This is a genomic window from Priestia sp. P1_B12_1, assembly GCF_056406695.1.
Genome location: NZ_JBFTZR010000001.1, coordinates 820044 through 839982, shown reverse-complemented (window position 1 = coordinate 839982; position 19939 = coordinate 820044). Strand labels below are relative to the sequence as shown.

Below are 19939 nucleotides of genomic sequence, written 5' to 3'. Positions count from 1 at the left end.
AGAAAGGTGAAGGTAGCACAATGAACACGTTGAAATTACAAAAACTATTGCAGTCTTTTTTTATAGAAGACATTGGAGATGGAGATATAACCTGTGAAGCTATTTTTTCTCCGTCTGACCAAGGGGAAGCTGTGTTCACGGCAAAGCAATCAGGTATTATCGCAGGAGTAGAATTGATTAAAGAAGGATTTCATTTAATAGACCCTAACGTGAAAGTGAATTTGGAGAAAAAAGATGGAGATGTTCTTAATCCTGGAGATAAAATAGCTACCGTTTCAGGACCCGTGCGATCTATTTTGACCGGTGAACGGGTAATCTTAAACTTACTTCAAAGAATGAGTGGCATTGCCACGATGACGGACAAAGCCGTAGCGCTGCTTGGCAGCTCACATACGCGTATATGTGACACGCGAAAAACAACGCCTGGTATGAGAATGTTAGAGAAGTATGCCGTTCGTGCTGGAGGAGGTTATAATCATCGTTTTGGATTGTACGATGGCGTCATGTTAAAAGATAACCATATTGCACATGCAGGATCTATTCTAGACGCTGTTGTGAAAGTAAGAGAGCAGGTTGGACATATGGTTAAGGTGGAAGTGGAAATTGAAAACAAAAGTCAGTTGCTAGAAGCAATAGAGGCAGGAGCAGATGTCATTATGTTCGATAACTGTTCTCCAGAAGTCATTAAAGATTGGATACCACTGGTTCCCGCTCATATTGTCACAGAAGCATCCGGTGGAATTACGCTTGGTACGCTTCATTCTTTTAGAGACAGCGGAGTGGACTATATTTCACTTGGAGCTTTAACGCATTCAGCAGGGGCTATCGATATCAGCTTGGACTTATTAACAGAAAGGGGAACAGGAAATCATGAGTTTATTACAAACGCTTCAGCAGCAAACGCTGCCCGCTAAATATATAGAGCTCACAGAAAATGAAATGAAAAGAAGAGTACTAGAAATCAAGAAAAAGCTCGGAAGCAAATTGTTTCTGCTCGGCCATCATTATCAAAAAGATGAAGTGTACGAATTTGCAGATGCGGTAGGAGACTCCTTACAGCTGGCTCAAATAGCAGCTGAAAATAGAGAAGCTGAGCATATTGTGTTTTGCGGCGTTCACTTCATGGCAGAAACAGCTGATATTTTAACAGCTGAAAATCAAAAAGTCATTTTACCCGATATGCGAGCTGGCTGTTCAATGGCTGATATGGCTACTATTCAGCAAACAGAAAAGGCATGGCCTGTCTTACAGGATCTTTTCGGAGATACAATTATTCCGCTTACGTATGTGAATTCTACAGCTGCAATTAAATCTTTTGTAGGCGAACATGATGGGGCAACTGTAACATCTTCAAATGCAAAAAATATGGTGGAGTGGGCATTTTCTAAAAAAGAGCGCATTCTCTTTTTGCCAGATCAGCATTTGGGCAGAAACACAGCTTATGATTTAGGTGTTGAACTAGATGAAATGGCCATTTGGAATCCTATTGAAGAAATGCTTGAATATGAAGGGGATATAAACAATATCAAGGTGATTCTGTGGAAAGGTCACTGTTCTGTGCATGAAAATTTCACGGTTAAAAATATTGATTATTTACGCGAGAAGCAGCCTGAGATGAATATTATTGTTCATCCGGAATGTTCTTATGAAGTGGTGCAAAAATCAGATTATGCAGGTTCTACAAAATATATTATTGATACAATTGAAAAAGCCCCTTCAGGCTCTAAATGGGCCATTGGCACGGAAATGAACTTAGTAAAACGGATTATCAACAGTCATCCGGATAAAGAAATTGTTTCGCTTAATCCCTATATGTGTCCTTGTTTGACGATGAACCGAATTGATTTGCCTCACTTGCTGTGGGCTTTAGAAAGCATCGAAGAAGGAACAGAAGTGAATCAAATCAAGGTGGATAAACATACAGCACAAGGGGCGATCAAAGCGCTAACGAATATGTTAGAACGAGCATAAAGATTTTTAAGACAATTAAAAAGAGAAGGTCTAAAAGAAGACTTATTGACATATTGTTTGTGTTGATAAGTCTTTTTTTCTTTATCATAAAAACTTGAACCAAACTGTGGGCAAAATGAATAAAAAAATGGTTCAAGGCATATCTTGTGATGAACAAACAGAACTTACTTTGATTTTGCACATATAGATGGCAGAGACTCTACTCGGGAGGGGAATGACGTTGAAAATCCATATCGTTCAAAAAGGGGATACCCTTTGGAAAATCGCTGAAAAGTATGGGGTTAATTTTGAAGAGTTAAAAAAAGCGAATTCTCAATTAAGCAATCCAGACATGATCATGCCTGGAATGAAAATTAAAGTGCCGACAAGCGGAGTGCCTGTTCAAAAAGAAGGAGCTCCTTCACCTGGTATAAAAGAAATGCCTAAAGTTCAACACCCTTATAGTGACCAATCCACAAAAGCTTATCCAGTAACGGAAATTGATGAAAGTCCGGATGAGAAAAAGTCAGCTAATCAGCCTGCTCAAACACCGTTTATGCAACCAATAAAAGAAGCACCAATCGCACAGCCAAAGAAAGAAGCACCGATTGCTCAACCGAAAAAGGAAGCGCCGATTGCGCAGCCAAAGAAAGAAGCGCCGGTCGCGCAGCCTAAAAAAGAAGCACCAATTGCGCAGCCTAAAAAAGAAATGCCAGTTGCGCCAAAGCTTCCTAAATTAAAGCCAATTGCACCTGAGATTGATATTAACAATTATTACACCGTTAATATGGCGATGCAGGCTCCAAAAAAAGAAGCACCAAAAGAACTACCTAAGCATGAATCGCCAGAAAGTCCTGAGATGGAGAGTATAGAAATGCCTCCTCAAATGCCATGTTACCCAATCATGCCGATATCGCCTGTAATGCCAGGCTGCGGGTTTAATTACATGCCGTGTCCTCCGCCAATGTATGCACCGCAGCCATATCCAATGCCAATGTATCAACAGGCTCCAATGTATCATCACGGTTATGAAAACGAGTCGTTTGAAGAACATGCGATGGGCGCTCACATGGCACCGATGCCAATGTATCCAATGATGCCACACAGCTGCTATGGACCGGTACAATGTTCTCCTTGTCCGCCTCCATGGGGATATCAGCAGCCCGTTTATCCGGCCTATCATCAAGCACCGATGTATCCACAAGTGCAAGGAGCTATGACGGGTGGCCATTATGAAAGTTCTTCCGATGGTTATGGAAACGCGCCTTACCATTATGGGCAGCACTATGCGCCACAGCAGCAAGGAGACTGCGGATGCGGTGAACCAAGACCTGAAGACTATGCACCACAGCAGCCTTATCCACAGTACCAACAGCAGGTACCTTATGGCTTTCAGGACCCAAGGGCACCCTATCCAGCCCCATATGGCATGATTGGTGTACCTCCGTATCCTGCGTTTGATCCAAATGCATTTAGTATTCCAGAATACGATGAGTACGACGAAGATGAAGATTGATTATTATACACGAGACGATTTTAATTTAAATCGTCTCTTTCTCTATTTGAAAAAAAGAGATATTCACGTTGAGACCTATCGTATGAAAAAGCCTCATGTTATCATAGCGGATACGAATAAAGGAAAAAAAGTAATAAAAGCATACAGAGACAAAGGTAAAATTGAACATGTTTATCATTTTTTATCTCAGATTCAACAAGGGTATGCTGTTAATTTCGAAGCTTACCCAGAAGGCGAACTTTATATAAAGGACCGTCATTTGTACTGGGCGATGATGCCTTTTGTTAAGCAAGTAAAAGAGGTAACGTATGAAAGTTTTCAAGATCGGGAAGAAGTATTACAAACATTGATTCGCTATCATGGAGAAGTTCATAAAAAGAAACTAGCCGCCTATACAAAGCTTTCTGAATATGACCTTATTTTAAAATGGAAAAAGCGGCTTTCCTCTTTTCGAGAAACCTCACATGTATTTAGGGAATTTAATCAATTTCATGTATATAACGACATTGCGACTTGGGGAGAAAAAGCTTTAGTCTTAATGGAGCGCTTCAAAGATAGTGGGTTAAACTGTTCCATTATTCACGGTGACGTTGCTTCACATAATTTCTTGAAAACAAACCACTTGGGTATTGTTATGATTGATTTTGACTTATCGGCTAAAGCTCCTGCTCTTTATGACTATGTCCAGCTTGCCCAGCGCTTTTTGCCTTACGTCCAGTGGTCGATGAAAGAACTACTTCAACACTCGAAAATAAAAGAATTAAGCAAGCAGCGTTTTTTTCTTGCTTCTTTGCTATTTCCATCGATGCTGATGAGAAACTGGAATATAAATGCCTCTGCTTTATCATGGGCAAACCGTCAAAGATTAATGCAGCAATCGGTTGAAGAATGGTCCCAGCGTACCCGTTTTTATCGAGTGATTTACCAGCACTTACAAAACCTACATGACATGTAAAGAGTTTATAAACACTTCATCGAATAAGAAACGGCTCGTCTTTTAATCCTAATAGTAAGCTCAGAGTAAGTAGAGCTTAAATTAGGGGGCGATTATGTTGAATAGGTATGTAGCAACTTCTTTAGCTTTTGCATGTATGATGGGACTTGGCGCTTGCAATAACAAAGACCAAGGTATGGAACAGCGCTATACAGATACGACACAGCCTGTTGGCTATCATACAAATGAAAAAGCGAATGAACATCGCGTAGATAATCCGAAAGGTCCAATGACTGAAGTTTTAGATGGGAATGGAACACCTAATTATCCGTTAAACGTAAGTGATGGACGTTTTGACAATCCGACAAACCCTTATGGAAACATCAATAATACAAATGATCGTACAAATGGCGTTGCTAATATGTATTATGGTGAAGATTATCCAAAAGACTTTACGGAAAAAGTGGCTGATCGAGCTGCAAGCGTTAAAGGTGTAGAAAATAGCCGCGCCGTTGTCCGTGGAGATCAGCTATTAGTTGCTGTAGATCCGGCCAAAGACATAAATAACGGCCGTTTAAAACAAAACGTGCTCGATAAAGTAAAGCCTATTGCAAAGGACTACAATGTTCAAGTAAAAGTAGATCATGATGTATTTATGAACGCTCGTTCTCTTGATGACGATATTCGAAATGGAAAAGACCGAAATACGATTCAAACTAATTTCAATGGTCTATTTGAATCAGTTGATGAGAATGTCAATCATAAACATCGTTAAATGAAGAAGCAGCTGTCTGTGAAGGACGGCTGTTTTTTTGATGAGAAGACATATAAAAAAGCTGCCATTGAAGCCAGGCAGCTATTCCTCGAACATGTAACTATTAATTTTTCTTGTTAGAAGCAGATTTGTTTGTTGTTTTGGATTCCGCTTCTTCCTTTTGAGCGTTAGTTTCATTTTGTTTGAGGCGACCTTCTCTTTTTTTCGTATCTGCTGGTGCCGTAGCGACACTCTTTGTATTTTTTACATTTTTTGCAGAAGAGCTTGTCTCATTAGCTTGTGTGTTTGGCTTCTCGTTGTTAGTTGTCTGACTATTTTCGTATTCAGCTTCCACGTCGCTTGCTAGAGCTGCAGAAACTTGAGCGTAAGTATGGTCTGTATAGTTCATCATATTTTCGTATACTTCAGGGCTCGCGAGTCCATCAGGTTCTACGCTTGCTTCTTCTTTCTTAATTGTTTCAGTCCATTCTTTTGTTTCTTGAATAAGTTTTTTTCCTATAATTACTTCTTCAACAATAACTGGTCTTTTGGTTATTTCTACTCGTTCTTCCATGATTGGAACACGAATAATTTCATCTTCTGTAAGTGGCCCAGCGTTATAGTCTCCGTCAACTACAGGGCGACGTTCAATATAAAACTCTTCTCTCGTAACAGGAACGTGTACAGTTCTTTCTTCCTCTATTACTTTTTTGTGGAGTTTTACTTCACCGACTTGGACGCGTTCTTTTAAGACATCTAATTTTTCTTCACGTAATTGGACGGCTCTATGCTCATTGTGTTCCGTATAGGTTCCGTACGCTGGAGTTTGTTCAGAGCTTACGGCATCTATCAAGATTAGAATTTTACCAGCAGCTATATCTGTCTCGCACTGCACGGCTGAGAAGTCTGGTATGCCCATGCGGATTAATTTTGATTTCAAGCCGTTTCCTTGTTTGAGCCCCATGCCGCCTGTCATCATGGTAAAAAAGTTATCCATCATGACGCCAGCTAATGAACTTACGGCAGGTGAACCAGCTTCAATAATTACATTTGTATCGTGACCTATTTGAAATGTATTGCTTTTACTGTTAGAAATAACCATAATATCTGTTTCTCGATAACCTTGACGCTTTAAATTATGGATAACATCTAAAGCTTCTTTCTCTGAAAAAAAAGTTCCGACTACACGTTTATTCATTCTCATTACTTCAGCTCCCTTTTTTATGAAAATAGATAATAGAAGTCCTTACAATTACTTCCACTATGTACATACCCTGCGAAAATTTAATTAAAACGTTTAAGAGAAAATTTTACAAATAGTGTGCAAATGTAACAGATACTCCATGTTTTCTTACCATAATATCGTAAAAGGGATTTGCTTCATAAAATAAGAGGATAAAAGAAAATAAGTAGGTCAAACTATTAGTGTAGATTTTCACAAAACCTTTTTAGATAATACTAAAAAGAGTATGATTAACGTGTGAGGTGAAGGTGAGTGAAGAAAGTCATTCATCAAGCAGCTTTTTTAATGCTAGTAAGTGTTGTGCTTTGTATAATGCCATACCGTGCAGATGCGAATGAAAAGGAGCCGATGACATTATTTCTTGAGCGCGTGTATGTGGATGGAGTCGTAAGTCAAGAGGTGATCAAAAGCCCTTCTATGACGAAAAAACAATTAATGAAAAAATATAAAAATTGGCGACTGCTTAAAGAAACGGATCAAGAGCTAGTTTTTAGAACAAGCATAGACGATATTTCACCTATTTTAAAAGAGAACGGTTATGTAGGGCTTTCTGTTAATGGTATTCTCTCAGCATTTGAAGGCAAACCAGCTTCGTCGCAGCACATTATACAATCGTTTTTTCAAATTGACATCAAGAGGCTTGAGAGCTATCAGCATGAACAATTAAAGAAAGGTATTCGCGTTCAATCAAAAGATGAATATCTTTCCCTCATTAATTTCTATAAAATCTATCAGCTCCAGCAGCGGCCGCTTTCAATCAAGCAGCCGTTTTTTAGTATGGTAAAATAATTATTGAATTCAACATTCTAAATTGCTTCTATTTGCTTTTGGCGATATGTTAAAATGGTATTCAGCAGTCTAGTATTGTATATATTTTAAAAGGTCATTCATCAATAAAAGTGTGCGGTTCTACTTTTTACAGCTATTGTAAAAATAGGTTGTCAAAGATGGAAAGAGGCAAACGTTCTCTTGAACGTCTTTTTAAAAAGCAGCTTTAAAGGAAAATAGAGAACGATGCGGGCAGGATTCTTCGTAGGCAAATTTGAAGGTCACTGCCCGCGCGTACGTGATTAAGGAGAGAGCTTATTGTTTGATTATATCAAAGGCACTGTTACATATATAAATCCTGAGTATGTAGTAATCGAAAACAACGGGATAGGCTATCAAGTCTTTACGCCGAATCCATATGTATTTTCAATTGATGAACAACCAAAGACGGTTTACACCTATCAATATGTAAGAGAAGACGTAATTGCACTTTACGGGTTTGCTTCCCGAGAACAAAAGGATTTATTTATGAAGTTAATTAGCGTGTCAGGAATCGGCCCAAAAGGCGGTTTAGCTATTTTAGCGTCAGGTAATCCAGCGCAGGTTGTCCAAGCTGTGGAAGAGGAAGACGAGAAGTTTTTAGTTAAGTTTCCAGGAGTAGGTAAAAAAACAGCTCGACAGATGATTCTAGATTTAAAAGGAAAGCTGCATGATATTGTACCAGATGCCGTTCCTTCTTTATTTGCAGATTTGGACGCACAAGAAGTCAAATCTCAAAGTTCAGAAGCACTCGATGAAGCGATTGAAGCACTTAAAGTATTAGGTTATGCAGAAAGAGAAATCAAAAAAATTGTTCCGGCTTTAATGAAGGAAACGATGACAACGGATCAGTATATTAAAGAAGCGTTAAAGCGATTATTGAAACAATAAGTAAGGGAGGAGTAAAATGGACGATCGTATTGTAACGGGAGATGTTCTTGGTGAAGAAGAAATCATCGAGCAAAGTTTGCGGCCTCAAACCTTACAGCAGTATATTGGTCAGCATAAAGTAAAATCCCATCTGGACATTTTTATTAAAGCTGCCAAAATGCGAAGCGAAACGTTAGATCACGTGCTTTTATATGGTCCTCCAGGGTTGGGGAAAACAACTCTTGCTACTATTATCGCTAATGAAATGGGCGTGCAAATCCGAACGACCTCAGGACCCGCTATTGAGCGTCCAGGCGATTTAGCCGCAGTTTTAACCAGCTTAGAGCCTGGAGATGTGCTTTTTATTGATGAAATTCATCGATTAAATCGTTCGGTTGAAGAAGTACTGTACCCAGCAATGGAAGATTTCTGTTTGGATATTGTTATTGGAAAAGGACCGAGTGCACGTTCCGTCCGTCTGGATTTGCCTCCGTTTACGCTAGTAGGTGCCACGACAAGAGCAGGGCTTTTATCTTCTCCTTTGCGTGATCGCTTCGGCGTTTTAAGCCGTTTAGAATATTACCAAGAAGAAGATCTTGCTTCGATAGTAGAAAGAACAGCCGCTATTTTAGATGTAGAGATTGATGAGAAAGCTACGTTTGAGATGGCTAGACGTGCTAGGGGAACTCCGCGTATTGCGAATCGCTTGCTTCGAAGAGTCAGAGATTTTGCTCAGGTCAAAGGAGACGGAGCCATAACCGAAAGGCTTGCCAACGAAGCATTAGAAATGTTGCAGGTGGACCGTTTAGGTCTTGATCATATTGACCATAAATTATTAAGAGGGATTATCGAAAAATTTAGGGGCGGCCCTGTAGGGTTAGACACAATATCGGCTACTATTGGTGAAGAGTCTCACACAATTGAAGACGTATACGAGCCGTATCTATTGCAAATCGGCTTTTTGCAGCGAACGCCTCGAGGACGAATTGTGACGCCTTTGGTCTATGATCATTTTCAGCTGGAGGTGCCTGATCAGTGAATGATATGCCTAAGATGCTTATCACATTAGGGGGCATTTTAGTCGTCATTGGCCTGTTATGGCAGTTCGTTGGCAAGCTTCCTGGCGATATTTTTATCAAAAAAGGAAATACAACCTTTTATTTCCCGATTGTGACATGTATTCTAGTAAGCGTTGTGTTATCACTTATTTTTTATGTAATTGGCAAATTTAAATAATTAAGTAGAAACAGGTGAACATTTTGAAAGTAGATTTATTTGATTTTCATTTACCAGAAGAATTGATTGCCCAAACGCCGCTTGAGCAGCGAGATGCGTCAAGACTCATGGTATTAAACAAAGAAACAGGAAATGTGAAGCATCATATGTTTCATGACCTTCTTGATTATGTGCAAGAAGGAGATTGTTTAGTGTTAAACGACACGCGTGTTCTTCCTGCACGATTATTTGGGACAAAAGAAGATACAGGTGCTAATATTGAAGTATTGCTTTTAAAACAAACACAAGGCGATACGTGGGAGACGCTTGTAAAACCGGCTAAACGAGTAAAAGAAGGCACGGTTATTTCGTTTGGTGACGGACGTCTGACAGCTGTATGTAAAGAAACGAGCGACCAAGGCGGACGTTTGTTAGAATTCAACTATGAAGGCATCTTTTATGAGGTTCTAGAACAACTGGGAGAAATGCCGCTGCCGCCTTATATTAAAGAACGCTTGGATGATCAAGAGCGCTACCAAACGGTTTTTGCTCGCGAACAAGGTTCTGCAGCAGCGCCAACAGCAGGTCTTCATTTTACAGAAGAGATGCTTGAACAGTTAAAAGAAAAAGGTGTGCATATTGCATTTTTAACGCTTCATGTCGGATTGGGTACATTCCGTCCAGTCAGCGTTGACGACTTAGAAGAACACGATATGCACTCAGAGTTTTATCAAGTGAGTGAAGGAACTGCTGCTTTACTAAACAGCGTACGCGAAAAAGGCGGTCGTATTATTTCAGTAGGCACAACTTCTACCCGTACCCTTGAAACGATTGCAACTGAGCATAACGGCAAATTTGTTGCTTCTTCAGGCTGGACCAATATTTTTATCTTCCCAGGGTATGAATTTAAAGCAATTGATGGAATGATTACAAATTTCCACCTTCCAAAATCTACGCTCATTATGCTTGTAAGTGCCTTAGCAGGAAGAGAAAACGTTATTTCTGCCTATGAACAAGCTGTAGCAGAGAAGTATCGCTTTTTCAGCTTCGGCGACGCGATGCTAATTTTGTAATTTAACATGAAAGGAATACATCAATGACAGCAATTCGTTACGAACATATAAAAACTTGTAAACAAACAGGAGCGCGTTTAGGGATTGTCCATACGCCTCACGGCTCATTTGAAACGCCTATTTTCATGCCAGTAGGCACATTAGCTACAGTAAAAACAATGTCTCCGGAAGATTTAAAAGCAATGGGGGCAGGCATTATTTTAAGTAATACGTATCATTTATGGCTTCGTCCAGGTCATGAAATTGTTAAAAAAGCGGGTGGCCTTCATAAATTTATGAACTGGGATCGTCCCATCTTAACGGATTCAGGCGGCTTCCAAGTTTTTAGCTTAAGTGATTTGCGCCGTATTGAAGAAGAAGGCGTTCATTTCCGCAACCATTTGAATGGAGACAAGCTTTTCTTATCTCCAGAAAAAGCGATGGACATTCAAAATGCGCTTGGGTCTGATATTATGATGGCATTTGATGAATGCCCACCTTATCCAGCAGAATATGACTACTTAAAACGTTCAGTTGAACGCACAAGCCGCTGGGCAGAGCGATGCCTTGAGGCTCACAGCCGCCCTCAAGACCAAGGTCTTTTTGGGATTGTTCAAGGCGGAGAGTTTGAAGATTTACGCCGTCAAAGTGCAGCAGATTTAGTTTCAATGGACTTCCCAGGTTATGCTGTGGGAGGGCTGTCAGTTGGAGAACCAAAAGATGTAATGAATCGTGTGCTTGAGTTTACGACGCCATATTTACCAACCGACAAACCACGTTATTTAATGGGAGTGGGATCACCTGACTCGTTAATTGATGGAGCGATTCGCGGGATTGATATGTTTGATTGCGTATTACCAACGCGTATTGCACGTAACGGAACGCTTATGACAAGCGAAGGTCGTCTTGTTGTTAAAAATGCAAAATATGCAGAAGACTTCGGTCCGATTGATCCAAACTGTGACTGCTACACGTGTCAAAATTATTCAAGAGCGTATATTCGCCACTTAATTCGTTGTAATGAAACGTTTGGAATTCGTTTAACATCTTACCATAACTTATATTTTCTGCTAAACTTAATGGAGCAAGTCCGTGAAGCCATTCGCGAAGACCGACTTGGCGATTTCCGCGATGAGTTCTTTGAAAAATATGGATTTAACGGCCCGGACGCAAAGAATTTCTAGGTCACTACAGGAATTTTCATCAAATTTATGAATGAGTACCTGTTGATAATATAAATAAAAGGAGGAGTTTTCATGGGAGTTTTACAAAATATTTGGCCATTACTTTTAATGTTTGTCATTTTCTATTTCTTGTTAATCCGTCCACAGCAAAAACGTCAAAAAAACGTACAGCAAATGCAATCAGCACTTAAAAAAGGTGATAAGGTTGTTACAATTGGCGGTATGCATGGTTTGGTAGACGCAATTGATGAGTCACAAGTTGTGGTTCGCAGCACTGACGGTTCAAAATTAACGTTTGACCGCAATGCTATTCGTGAAGTAAGAAGCGTAGATTAATAAAAAAACGTCACGTACATGTACGTGACGTTTTTTTATGCTTCTCGTGAACCGGCAATGTTTACGCCAACAATTCCCCCTAGAATAGCGACTCCAATAAATCCAGCGTGAAATAAGAGCTGCTGTGCAGAAAACAGGTGACTATAGCCGAGGAATTGTAGTAAAAACATTAAAAAAGAATAAGAAACACCAGTGGCTCCTCCAACGAGAAGTCCCTTTGAACCGTTTCGGCCTCCCGCGATAAATCCTCCGATAAACAGTGTAATAAATGAGAGAATAAGTAAAAATAAACGTACGGATTGCTCTTCAAGCGATGTGAATTTTAAAATAAGCGAAAAGATAATGCTAATCGCTAAAGCCATCACTAAGATTGTTGCTACTCCTGCAAATACAGCGTTGCTCATTCGTTTTGCACCCAACTTGTTTCCCCCTCATGAAATAAAAAGATAGGTGAACCCTTAGTACGAGCATATTCGGGATGACTTCAAAATAGACGCATAAAAGTAAGGCTATTTTAAAATAAATGGTACAAACTACAAGGGAATACATAAAGGAGGTCTTTGCAGTGGAACTATTGATCATGGTTGCGCGAACCGTGCTTTTATATGTAGTAGTTTTAATTATTTTTCGCGTTATGGGTAAAAGGGAAATAGGAGAACTGAGCATTTTGGATTTAGTTGTCTTTATTATGATTGCTGAAATGGCAGTAATGGCTATTGAAAACCCAAAAGATCCCTTGCTGTATTCAATTCTTCCGATGTTAACGCTTCTTATTATTCAAATCGGCTTAGCTATATGGTCTCTTAAAAGCAATCGAATGCGAAATTTTATTGATGGCAAACCTAGTATTATTATTGAGAATGGAAAAATAAACGAACATGAAATGAAAAGGCAGCGATATAACTTCAATGACTTGCTCGTGCAGCTGCGTGATAAAAATATAAAAAATGTAGCTGATGTTGAATTTGCTATTTTAGAATCTTCAGGAAGGCTATCCGTGTTTGAGAAAGATCAGCAATCAGGTGAAAAAGGCAATTTGAATTTGCCTTTTATCATTGACGGCATTATTCAAGAAGAGCATCTGCTGCATGAACATAAAACGACGGAATGGTTAAGGACAGAGCTGGAAAAGCGAGGGTATTCAAACTTAGATAAGATTTCATATTGCAGCTACGACAACGGAAAATTTTTTATAGATTTGGTAGATGTGAAACAATAAAACGCGGATTGCTCCGCGTTTTATTTTCGTTTAAAATAGCGTAAAACAGAAAAACGGTTTAATTCTTCCTTTGTTATCAGTCTAAAAAGCAGCAAAAACAGTACGTATACAATGCTTGTAAGTGCAATCGATAAAACGGTTCGTAAGCTCAAAGGGATGGAAGTGAAAAGGTTCATATAAGCGAATTGTCCGGTAAAACCTGATATTCCCATTACAGAAAAACTGCGAAGATACTCAAACACATGAATCTTATATGTGATTTTTTTCATGACGGTAGACAGGTGTAAAAGAGTGACAAGCATCATTCCCACAACAATTGCAAGACCAGCTCCCATAATGCCTAGATTTGGCTGAGTTGCGAGTAAGAAGATAAGAGATGTTTTGACCGCTGCTCCTATAAAACTGTTAATCATGGCTGCTTTTGCAAGGTCTAGCGCCTGCAGAACAGCTTGAAGCGGCCCTTGAAAGTAATAAAAGATAAAAAAAGGCGCCATTACTTTGACAAAAATAGCAGCTTTGTCAGAACCATACATCAATTCCATTACCGGATTAGCAAATACATAAAGAACAACAACGGCCAGTCCGCCTGTTACAAACGACAAGCGGAGAGCTTGATGAAGCCGATATTCGATTTGCTTCATTTGATTCTGTGCAAGAGATTCACTGATTGCGGGAACCAAAGATGTGGATAGAGACACCGTTACAAAAGAAGGCAGCATCAGGAGAGGGAGTGCAAAGCCTGTTAATTCCCCGTACTGCTTCGTTGCTACAGCTGTCGCTACTCCTGCAATTGCTAAACTTTGAGCTACTACAATCGGTTCTAAAAACCAAGAAATTGACCCAATCATGCGGCTTCCTGTCGTGGGAAGAGCGATTCGCATTAAGTCAAAGAACGTATCTTTGCCCGCATGTAAAGAAGCAAAAAATTTTCGTCTTACCGTTATTTTCTTCTTTCGCTTGAACATAAACACCATATAAAACAGTGAAGCTAGTTCTCCAAATACAGAAGATAGCATAGCGCCAGCCGCAGCGTACTCAATTCCATAGGGCAAAAATGCTTTTGTACATACGGCAATTAACGTAATGCGCACCACTTGTTCGATAATTTGAGAATAAGCAGCAGGCTTCATTTGCTGCTTTCCTTGAAAATATCCGCGAATGACAGACGAGACGGCGATGATTGGAATAACTGGAATAATCGCAAGCAGCGGATAGATCGTACGTGAATCTGTAAAGAAGGTTTTTGCTACAACGGGAGCGAATAATATTAGTCCGAGCGTAAATAAAACGCTCAGCGTACACGTAATACTTAAAGAGACGACAAGTATTTTTTTTATTTTATGCCTGTCACCTAAAGCTTCTGCTTCTGCCACTAACTTGGATATGGCAACCGGTAGCCCAAGCTGTGTTAAGGTGATTACTAATACCAGCGTGGGGACCGCCATCATATAAAGTCCCACACCTTCGTCTCCAATCATTCGAGCCACCACAATTCGATTGACAAACCCGAGTACACGTGTAATTAAGCCAGCAATTATTAAAATAATAGTTCCCTGTAAAAATTTAGACATATACTCACTGCTTTCTTGAGGTTTATACAGTGAATATATGCGCCCCCGGTGTCCAAGCATGACAAGTATTCCTCATACGAGAAAGAAATTTTACGCGAAATGTCAAACAGAAAGGAGGATCGATATGACACATCCATTTATTTCAGCTTCGAAAGAACTTATACAGCCTGTCTTATCCAGCAAAATGGAAGAATTTCATATGCTTGGATATGAAGAAGTAACGGAGAACGATTTATTGAGTTATTTAGAAATGAAAAAATGGAAAAAAGAAAAGGAGCTATCTCTCCATCAAGTGGTAAATGATATTTTATCTGTTAAGATCACGCAGGTGATGAGCTATGTAACAATTGAATCTTATAAATCTGATATGTTCTCAAGTGTTAATAATGGAGAAGACTGGAAAGAATTATTAAAGTAGAGCTTGTAAAATACATGTAATAAAATTTGATAAGGTCTTTATTTGACAGACATTAGGTTATGAATGATAATTAGATTGGTCATTTATCTATTGTTATCATTTCATGTTTTTTACATAAGAAGGAGGATTTTCTGTCGATGGTTAAAAGAGGACGTATCGTTGCCTTTTTCCTCTTAGTACTGCTTGTGTTTAGTACAATCGGAACAACGATGACTGGAATTACAAAAGATATTAAACTTGGCCTCGACCTTCAAGGTGGATTTGAAATTTTATATAAAGTCAGTCCAGCTAAAAAAGGCGATGTCATTGACAAAAAGGCACTTAACAGCACGGTTGAAGCGTTGCGTCAACGTGTCGATGTACTGGGAGTTAGTGAGCCCAGCATTCAAATTGAAGGAAACGATCGTATCCGCGTTCAGTTAGCTGGTGTCACGAATCAAAAGCAAGCCAGGGATCTGTTATCAACTCAAGCAAACTTAACGTTCCGTGACGTGAACGATAAGGTGCTGATGGATGGTACAGACTTAGCGCAAGGCGGAGCAAAGCAATCGTTTGACCAAAGCAATCAGCCTAGCGTCTCACTAAAGTTAAAAAATGCGAAAAAATTTGAAAAGATCACGCGAGAGCTTTCTCAAAAACCAGCACCTAACAATTTAATTGTCATTTGGCTGGATTATGAAGAAGGAAAAGACTCATACCAAAAAGAAGCGACAAAACAAAATCCGAAGTATCTATCTGCAGCCTCTGTTAGCAGCGTGTTAACACAGCCAGATGTTGAGATTTCAGGTGGAAACTTCACAGTGAAAAGTGCAACACAGCTGGCGGAATTGCTAAATGCCGGGTCGCTGCCGGTTAAATTGGATGAGCTATACTCTACATCCGTTGGAGCACAGTTTGGAGAAGAAGCTCTTCACACGACTATATTAGCGGGTATTATCGGCATTGGAATTATCTTCCTTTACATGCTGTTTTTCTACCGTTTACCGGGGCTTATTGCCATTATTACACTCAGTTTTTATATCTACTTGAACTTAGTTGTATTTGACTTGATGCATGTGGTTATGACGCTTCCAGGTATCGCGGCTCTTATTCTCGGCGTAGGTATGGCAGTAGATGCAAATATTATTACTTACGAGCGGATTAAAGATGAGCTGAAAACAGGAAGATCTGTTATATCGGCATACCGGGCAGGAAATCGTCGCTCTCTTGCCACCATTTTTGATGCCAATATTACAACGATGCTAGCGGCTCTTGTATTGTTCTTTTATGGTCAAAGTTCAGTAAAAGGATTTGCTACAACGTTAATGATCGGGATTGTGCTAAGCTTTGTAACTGCTGTTTATGGTACTCGTTTACTAATGAGTCTTTTAGTAAACAGCCGCTGGTTTGATAAAAAACCAGGCTACTTTGGCGTGAAGAAAGAGCAAATTCACGATTTAAGCAAAGACGACGGCACAACCGTTTTACCTACAGCGTGGGATAAGATTGACTTTGTTAAATACCGTAAAGCGTTCTTCACGTTCTCAAGCGTGCTCGTCATTATCGGTATTATCTCGGTTGCCGTGTTCAGGCTGAACCTCGGTATTGACTTTACAAGCGGAACTCGCATAGAGATTCCGGCGAATCATACCGTTACGCAGGCTGAGATACAGCGCGAAATGAAGTCTCTCGATATCGAAACGGATGACGTAGTTATTACAGGGAAAAGTAATGATACGGGTGTCGTACGTGTAGTCGGGGTCTTGAATAAAAAAGAAATTGCCAATTTAAAAGATCACTTTAAAGATAAATACGGTTCTGAACCAAATGTAAGCACCGTTTCACCGACAGTAGGAAAAGAATTAGCGAAAAATGCAATGATGGCGATTGTAATTGCTTCAATCGGAATTATCATTTATGTAACGATTCGATTTGAATTTTACATGGCGCTTGCAGCCGTACTTGCTCTGTTGCATGATGCGTTCTTTATCGTTACGGTCTTCAGCTTAACGAAGTTAGAGGTTGATTTAACGTTTATTGCTGCTGTCTTGACGATTGTTGGTTACTCAATTAACGATACGATCGTTACGTTTGACCGCATTCGTGAAAATATGCAGAAATTCAAATCCAAAACGTTTGACGACTTGGCGTTTATCGTAAATCTAAGTTTGCGTGAAACGTTTACTCGCTCAATGAACACCGTGTTAACAGTTGTGATTGCAGTTGTAGCACTTCTTCTATTCGGAAGTGAATCGATTCAAAACTTCTCAATTGCTCTGTTAGTAGGTTTAATCCTTGGTGCATATTCATCTGTGTTTATTGCTGCTCAGCTATGGCTTGTGTGGAAAGGAAAACAGTTGAAGCGTGAGGAACAAAAAGAAGTAGAAAGCAAGTAATTCAAAAACGTGCGAAGTATTCGCACGTTTTTTTGTGCGTGAAAATTCAAGGCGTACTGTCAGAAAAATGTGCTTATTTTCTTTCGTTGCTCCATTTCATCCACTCTAGTATAATAATGTGGGTTAAGGGGTGAAGAGACATGTTACAGTCAAAAAAACGTTGGAATGTTCAAGAATGTGATGAACAACTTGTTAATGAATTTGTAGAAAACCTCAATATTACACCTCTAGTAGCTTCGTTATTACTTAATAGAGGCATGACAACAGTAGAAGCGGCGCGTGAGTTTTTACACGTTGATGCACAAACGTTCCACGATCCGTTTTTGTTGCACGATATGGACAAAGCAGTAGCTCGTATTCAGCAAGCAATTGATCATAATGAAAAAATTATGATCTATGGAGATTACGATGCTGACGGCGTCAGCAGCACTTCTGTTATGTTATCTGCTTTACAGCAGCTTGGCGCTGATGTTGATTTTTATATTCCTAATCGCTTTACAGAAGGTTATGGGCCGAATAAGGCGGCATTTGATAAAATAAGCGCAGGCGGCTATCAGCTGGTGATTACGGTAGACACAGGTATTTCGGCAGTCGAAGAAACTGCGTATGCACGTGAATTAAACTTTGATTTAATTATTACGGATCACCACGAGCCGGGGCCGGTTTTACCGGATGCTTATGCAATTATTCATCCAAAGCTGCCGGGAAGTACATATCCATTTAAAGAACTGGCAGGTGTAGGAGTGGCTTTTAAACTCGCTCATGCGCTGTTAGGGGAGCTTCCGGAACATCTGTTAGAACTAGCAGTAATTGGGACGATTGCTGACTTAGTTCCTTTAGTGGACGAAAACCGCTTAATTGCTCGCAAAGGTCTTGATTATCTCAAGCTCACGAAGCGCACGGGAATTGAAGCGCTGCTGAGCGTATGCGGAGTAAAACGTGAAGAAATTAATGAGGATACAATTGGATTTGCGATGGCTCCTCGCATTAATGCAGTAGGACGTCTTCAAGGTGCTGATCCAGCTGTTCATTTACTTATGACGACAAATGCTGAAGAGGCAAAAGGTTTAGCTAAAGAAATTGATGCGTTAAACAAGGAAAGACAGCAAATCGTAAACGATATTACAGAAGAAGCCGTTGAATTTGTTGAGAGTATGTATCCTCCGGATGAAAACAGCGTTCTTATTGTAGAGGGAGAAGGATGGAATGCAGGCGTTGTTGGAATTGTCGCTTCTAGGCTCGTAGAAAAATTCTATAGACCAACAATTGTACTAAGTATTGACTCTGAAAACCGTATTGCCAAAGGTTCAGCAAGAAGTATCGAAGGTTTTGACTTATTCGCGAACTTATCTAAGTGCCGTGACATTTTGCCGCATTTTGGAGGGCATCCAATGGCAGCCGGCATGACATTAAACAGCGATGATGTAGAAGAGCTGCGCAGACGTCTTAATGAACAAGCAAGCAACGTGTTGACCGAACAGGATTTTATTCCAATTACATCAGTTGATACAGTATGCACAACAGAGGAAATTACGCTGGAAAACATTGAACAAATGAGTGCGCTTGCTCCATTCGGTATGCATAACCCGAAGCCAAAAGTTCTCATTAAAGATGTTCATACAACATCTATGCGGAAAATTGGTGCTAATAAAAATCATTTAAAACTCGTATTTGAAGACAGCGGTGTATCGGTTGATGCAGTAGGATTTGGGTTAGGCTATATATTAGATGAAGTATCTCCTATAGCTAAAGTATCATTAGTAGGTGAACTATCTATTAATGAGTGGAATAATATGCGCAAGCCGCAGCTGATGGTGGAAGATATTTCTGTAGATGAATGGCAGATGTTTGATTATCGCAGTGCAGTTGATGTCAAACGTTTCTTTCAGCAGGTATTTACGGATCAAATGAAAGTTGTTGCTTTTCACGCTTCAACAATTGATAAATACAAGTCGCTGCTGCCGATGGAGCATGTTGTTCTTATTCAAGATGAAGAACAGGCAAAAGCATGTATGTTTGCAGGGGAACAGATCGTTTTATTAGATTTGCCTCCTTCACAGAAATGGCTTGAATGTTTGTTTGTCCAAGGTATCCCTTCTAGAATATACGCTATTTTCTTAACGGAAGAAGACCATTATTTTGATACAATTCCAACTCGCGATCATTTTAAATGGTTTTATGGCTTTTTAGCGAAAAAGAGTCCATTTGATTTAAAACGCTACAAAGAAGATTTAGCGATTCATAAGGGCTGGTCAAAAGAAACGATTGATTTTATGGCAAAGGTGTTTTTTGAGTTAGAATTTGTTACAATAAACAATGGCTTAATTTCGTTAGTGAAAAATTCTGCGAAACGTGATTTAATAGAATCTGCGACTTATCGCCAAAAGCAGCAGCAGATTGAAATAGAAAAAAACTTTATTTATACGTCATATGTACAGCTTAAAAATCAATTTCAAGATATTTTTAAGCGTTCGATTGAATGAGGAGGCAACATT

General features: G+C 39.6%; 19 protein-coding genes. 16 read left to right on the top strand and 3 right to left on the bottom strand.

The window, feature by feature from the left end:
• The first annotated feature begins 20 nt into the window (after positions 1-20).
• The 5 genes from nadC (at position 21) to AC1D0Y_RS04390 (ending at position 5175) form a co-directional block, all read left to right on the top strand.
• Positions 21-914, top strand: coding sequence for a carboxylating nicotinate-nucleotide diphosphorylase (nadC, locus tag AC1D0Y_RS04410; RefSeq protein WP_060745448.1), 894 nt, complete (start codon positions 21-23; stop codon positions 912-914).
• Positions 871-1971 carry a quinolinate synthase NadA gene (nadA, locus tag AC1D0Y_RS04405; RefSeq protein ID WP_028410574.1) on the top strand — a complete coding sequence of 367 codons (1101 nt, stop codon included), beginning with the start codon at positions 871-873 and terminating at the stop codon, positions 1969-1971. Before nadC ends, nadA begins: the two co-directional genes overlap by 44 nt.
• A gap of 214 nt (positions 1972-2185) precedes the next feature.
• Positions 2186-3466 carry a SafA/ExsA family spore coat assembly protein gene (gene safA, locus AC1D0Y_RS04400; RefSeq protein ID WP_050688557.1) on the top strand — a complete coding sequence of 427 codons (1281 nt, stop codon included), beginning with the start codon at positions 2186-2188 and terminating at the stop codon, positions 3464-3466.
• A complete protein-coding gene (locus AC1D0Y_RS04395) occupies positions 3456-4421 on the top strand; it encodes a phosphotransferase (RefSeq protein WP_286127764.1) in 966 nt (321 codons plus the stop codon). Before safA ends, AC1D0Y_RS04395 begins: the two co-directional genes overlap by 11 nt.
• Positions 4422-4515: 94 nt before the next feature.
• Positions 4516-5175 carry a YhcN/YlaJ family sporulation lipoprotein gene (locus AC1D0Y_RS04390; protein ID WP_028410577.1) on the top strand — a complete coding sequence of 220 codons (660 nt, stop codon included), beginning with the start codon at positions 4516-4518 and terminating at the stop codon, positions 5173-5175.
• Between the two features lie 103 nt (positions 5176-5278).
• Here the strand turns inward: AC1D0Y_RS04390 and AC1D0Y_RS04385 are convergent, their stop codons facing one another.
• Positions 5279-6358 carry a YsnF/AvaK domain-containing protein gene (locus AC1D0Y_RS04385; protein WP_060745445.1) on the bottom strand — a complete coding sequence of 360 codons (1080 nt, stop codon included), beginning with the start codon at positions 6356-6358 and terminating at the stop codon, positions 5279-5281.
• Between the two features lie 291 nt (positions 6359-6649).
• On the opposite strand from AC1D0Y_RS04385, the gene AC1D0Y_RS04380 reads away from it, so the two are divergent.
• The 7 genes from AC1D0Y_RS04380 to yajC all read left to right on the top strand — a co-directional run bounded on the left by AC1D0Y_RS04380 (position 6650) and on the right by yajC (position 11861).
• Positions 6650-7186 carry a BofC C-terminal domain-containing protein gene (locus AC1D0Y_RS04380; protein ID WP_028410578.1) on the top strand — a complete coding sequence of 179 codons (537 nt, stop codon included), beginning with the start codon at positions 6650-6652 and terminating at the stop codon, positions 7184-7186.
• Positions 7187-7483: 297 nt separating this feature from the next.
• Entirely contained in the window at positions 7484-8095 is a 612-nt protein-coding gene (gene ruvA / locus AC1D0Y_RS04375) for a Holliday junction branch migration protein RuvA (RefSeq protein WP_013059321.1), read from the top strand.
• 16 nt (positions 8096-8111) lie between these two features.
• Entirely contained in the window at positions 8112-9113 is a 1002-nt protein-coding gene (gene ruvB, locus AC1D0Y_RS04370) for a Holliday junction branch migration DNA helicase RuvB (protein ID WP_013059320.1), read from the top strand.
• On the top strand, positions 9110-9310 hold the full coding sequence (locus tag AC1D0Y_RS04365; protein ID WP_013059319.1) for a DUF2905 domain-containing protein: 201 nt from the start codon (positions 9110-9112) through the stop codon (positions 9308-9310). The genes ruvB and AC1D0Y_RS04365 overlap by 4 nt, the downstream gene beginning before the upstream one ends.
• Positions 9311-9333: 23 nt before the next feature.
• A complete protein-coding gene (gene queA, locus AC1D0Y_RS04360) occupies positions 9334-10362 on the top strand; it encodes a tRNA preQ1(34) S-adenosylmethionine ribosyltransferase-isomerase QueA (protein WP_025750588.1) in 1029 nt (342 codons plus the stop codon).
• A gap of 23 nt (positions 10363-10385) precedes the next feature.
• Positions 10386-11525, top strand: a complete 1140-nt coding sequence (gene tgt / locus AC1D0Y_RS04355; RefSeq protein WP_013059317.1) for a tRNA guanosine(34) transglycosylase Tgt — start codon at positions 10386-10388, stop codon at positions 11523-11525.
• 72 nt (positions 11526-11597) lie between these two features.
• Positions 11598-11861 carry a preprotein translocase subunit YajC gene (yajC, locus tag AC1D0Y_RS04350; RefSeq protein WP_013059316.1) on the top strand — a complete coding sequence of 88 codons (264 nt, stop codon included), beginning with the start codon at positions 11598-11600 and terminating at the stop codon, positions 11859-11861.
• A gap of 35 nt (positions 11862-11896) precedes the next feature.
• Here yajC and AC1D0Y_RS04345 read toward each other — a convergent pair whose 3' ends face one another.
• Positions 11897-12280 (bottom strand): TIGR04086 family membrane protein, encoded by a 384-nt coding sequence (locus tag AC1D0Y_RS04345; RefSeq protein WP_013085105.1) that lies wholly within the window; start codon positions 12278-12280, stop codon positions 11897-11899.
• Positions 12281-12426: 146 nt separating this feature from the next.
• Here AC1D0Y_RS04345 and AC1D0Y_RS04340 point away from each other — a divergent pair, with 146 nt between their 5' ends.
• Entirely contained in the window at positions 12427-13080 is a 654-nt protein-coding gene (locus tag AC1D0Y_RS04340; RefSeq protein ID WP_405105263.1) for a DUF421 domain-containing protein, read from the top strand.
• A gap of 20 nt (positions 13081-13100) precedes the next feature.
• Here AC1D0Y_RS04340 and spoVB read toward each other — a convergent pair whose 3' ends face one another.
• Positions 13101-14651 (bottom strand): stage V sporulation protein B, encoded by a 1551-nt coding sequence (gene spoVB / locus AC1D0Y_RS04335; RefSeq protein WP_477707355.1) that lies wholly within the window; start codon positions 14649-14651, stop codon positions 13101-13103.
• A gap of 124 nt (positions 14652-14775) precedes the next feature.
• On the opposite strand from spoVB, the gene AC1D0Y_RS04330 reads away from it, so the two are divergent.
• From AC1D0Y_RS04330 to recJ, 3 genes are all read left to right on the top strand, one after another.
• On the top strand, positions 14776-15069 hold the full coding sequence (locus AC1D0Y_RS04330) for a post-transcriptional regulator (RefSeq protein ID WP_025750585.1): 294 nt from the start codon (positions 14776-14778) through the stop codon (positions 15067-15069).
• Positions 15070-15206: 137 nt separating this feature from the next.
• The gene (gene secDF / locus AC1D0Y_RS04325; RefSeq protein WP_050688551.1) at positions 15207-17444 is read left to right on the top strand and encodes a protein translocase subunit SecDF; all 2238 of its coding nucleotides are present in this window, start codon (positions 15207-15209) and stop codon (positions 17442-17444) included.
• A gap of 140 nt (positions 17445-17584) precedes the next feature.
• Positions 17585-19927: a single-stranded-DNA-specific exonuclease RecJ gene (gene recJ, locus AC1D0Y_RS04320; RefSeq protein WP_286127763.1), complete on the top strand. Its 2343-nt coding sequence runs from the start codon at positions 17585-17587 to the stop codon at positions 19925-19927.
• The last annotated feature ends 12 nt before the right edge of the window (positions 19928-19939 follow it).

Excerpts from the sequence above, each read along its gene's own strand:
- nadC (WP_060745448.1), top strand. The coding sequence starts at position 21 with ATGAACACGTTGAAATTACAAAAACTATTGCAGTCTTTTTTTATAGAA.
- nadA (WP_028410574.1), top strand. The coding sequence starts at position 871 with ATGAGTTTATTACAAACGCTTCAGCAGCAAACGCTGCCCGCTAAATAT.
- safA (WP_050688557.1), top strand. The coding sequence starts at position 2,186 with ATGACGTTGAAAATCCATATCGTTCAAAAAGGGGATACCCTTTGGAAA.
- AC1D0Y_RS04395 (WP_286127764.1), top strand. The coding sequence starts at position 3,456 with ATGAAGATTGATTATTATACACGAGACGATTTTAATTTAAATCGTCTC.
- AC1D0Y_RS04390 (WP_028410577.1), top strand. The coding sequence starts at position 4,516 with ATGTTGAATAGGTATGTAGCAACTTCTTTAGCTTTTGCATGTATGATG.
- AC1D0Y_RS04385 (WP_060745445.1), bottom strand. The coding sequence starts at position 6,358 with ATGAGAATGAATAAACGTGTAGTCGGAACTTTTTTTTCAGAGAAAGAA.
- ruvB (WP_013059320.1), top strand. The coding sequence starts at position 8,112 with ATGGACGATCGTATTGTAACGGGAGATGTTCTTGGTGAAGAAGAAATC.
- tgt (WP_013059317.1), top strand. The coding sequence starts at position 10,386 with ATGACAGCAATTCGTTACGAACATATAAAAACTTGTAAACAAACAGGA.
- yajC (WP_013059316.1), top strand. The coding sequence starts at position 11,598 with ATGGGAGTTTTACAAAATATTTGGCCATTACTTTTAATGTTTGTCATT.
- spoVB (WP_477707355.1), bottom strand. The coding sequence starts at position 14,651 with ATGTCTAAATTTTTACAGGGAACTATTATTTTAATAATTGCTGGCTTA.
- AC1D0Y_RS04330 (WP_025750585.1), top strand. The coding sequence starts at position 14,776 with ATGACACATCCATTTATTTCAGCTTCGAAAGAACTTATACAGCCTGTC.
- secDF (WP_050688551.1), top strand. The coding sequence starts at position 15,207 with ATGGTTAAAAGAGGACGTATCGTTGCCTTTTTCCTCTTAGTACTGCTT.
- recJ (WP_286127763.1), top strand. The coding sequence starts at position 17,585 with ATGTTACAGTCAAAAAAACGTTGGAATGTTCAAGAATGTGATGAACAA.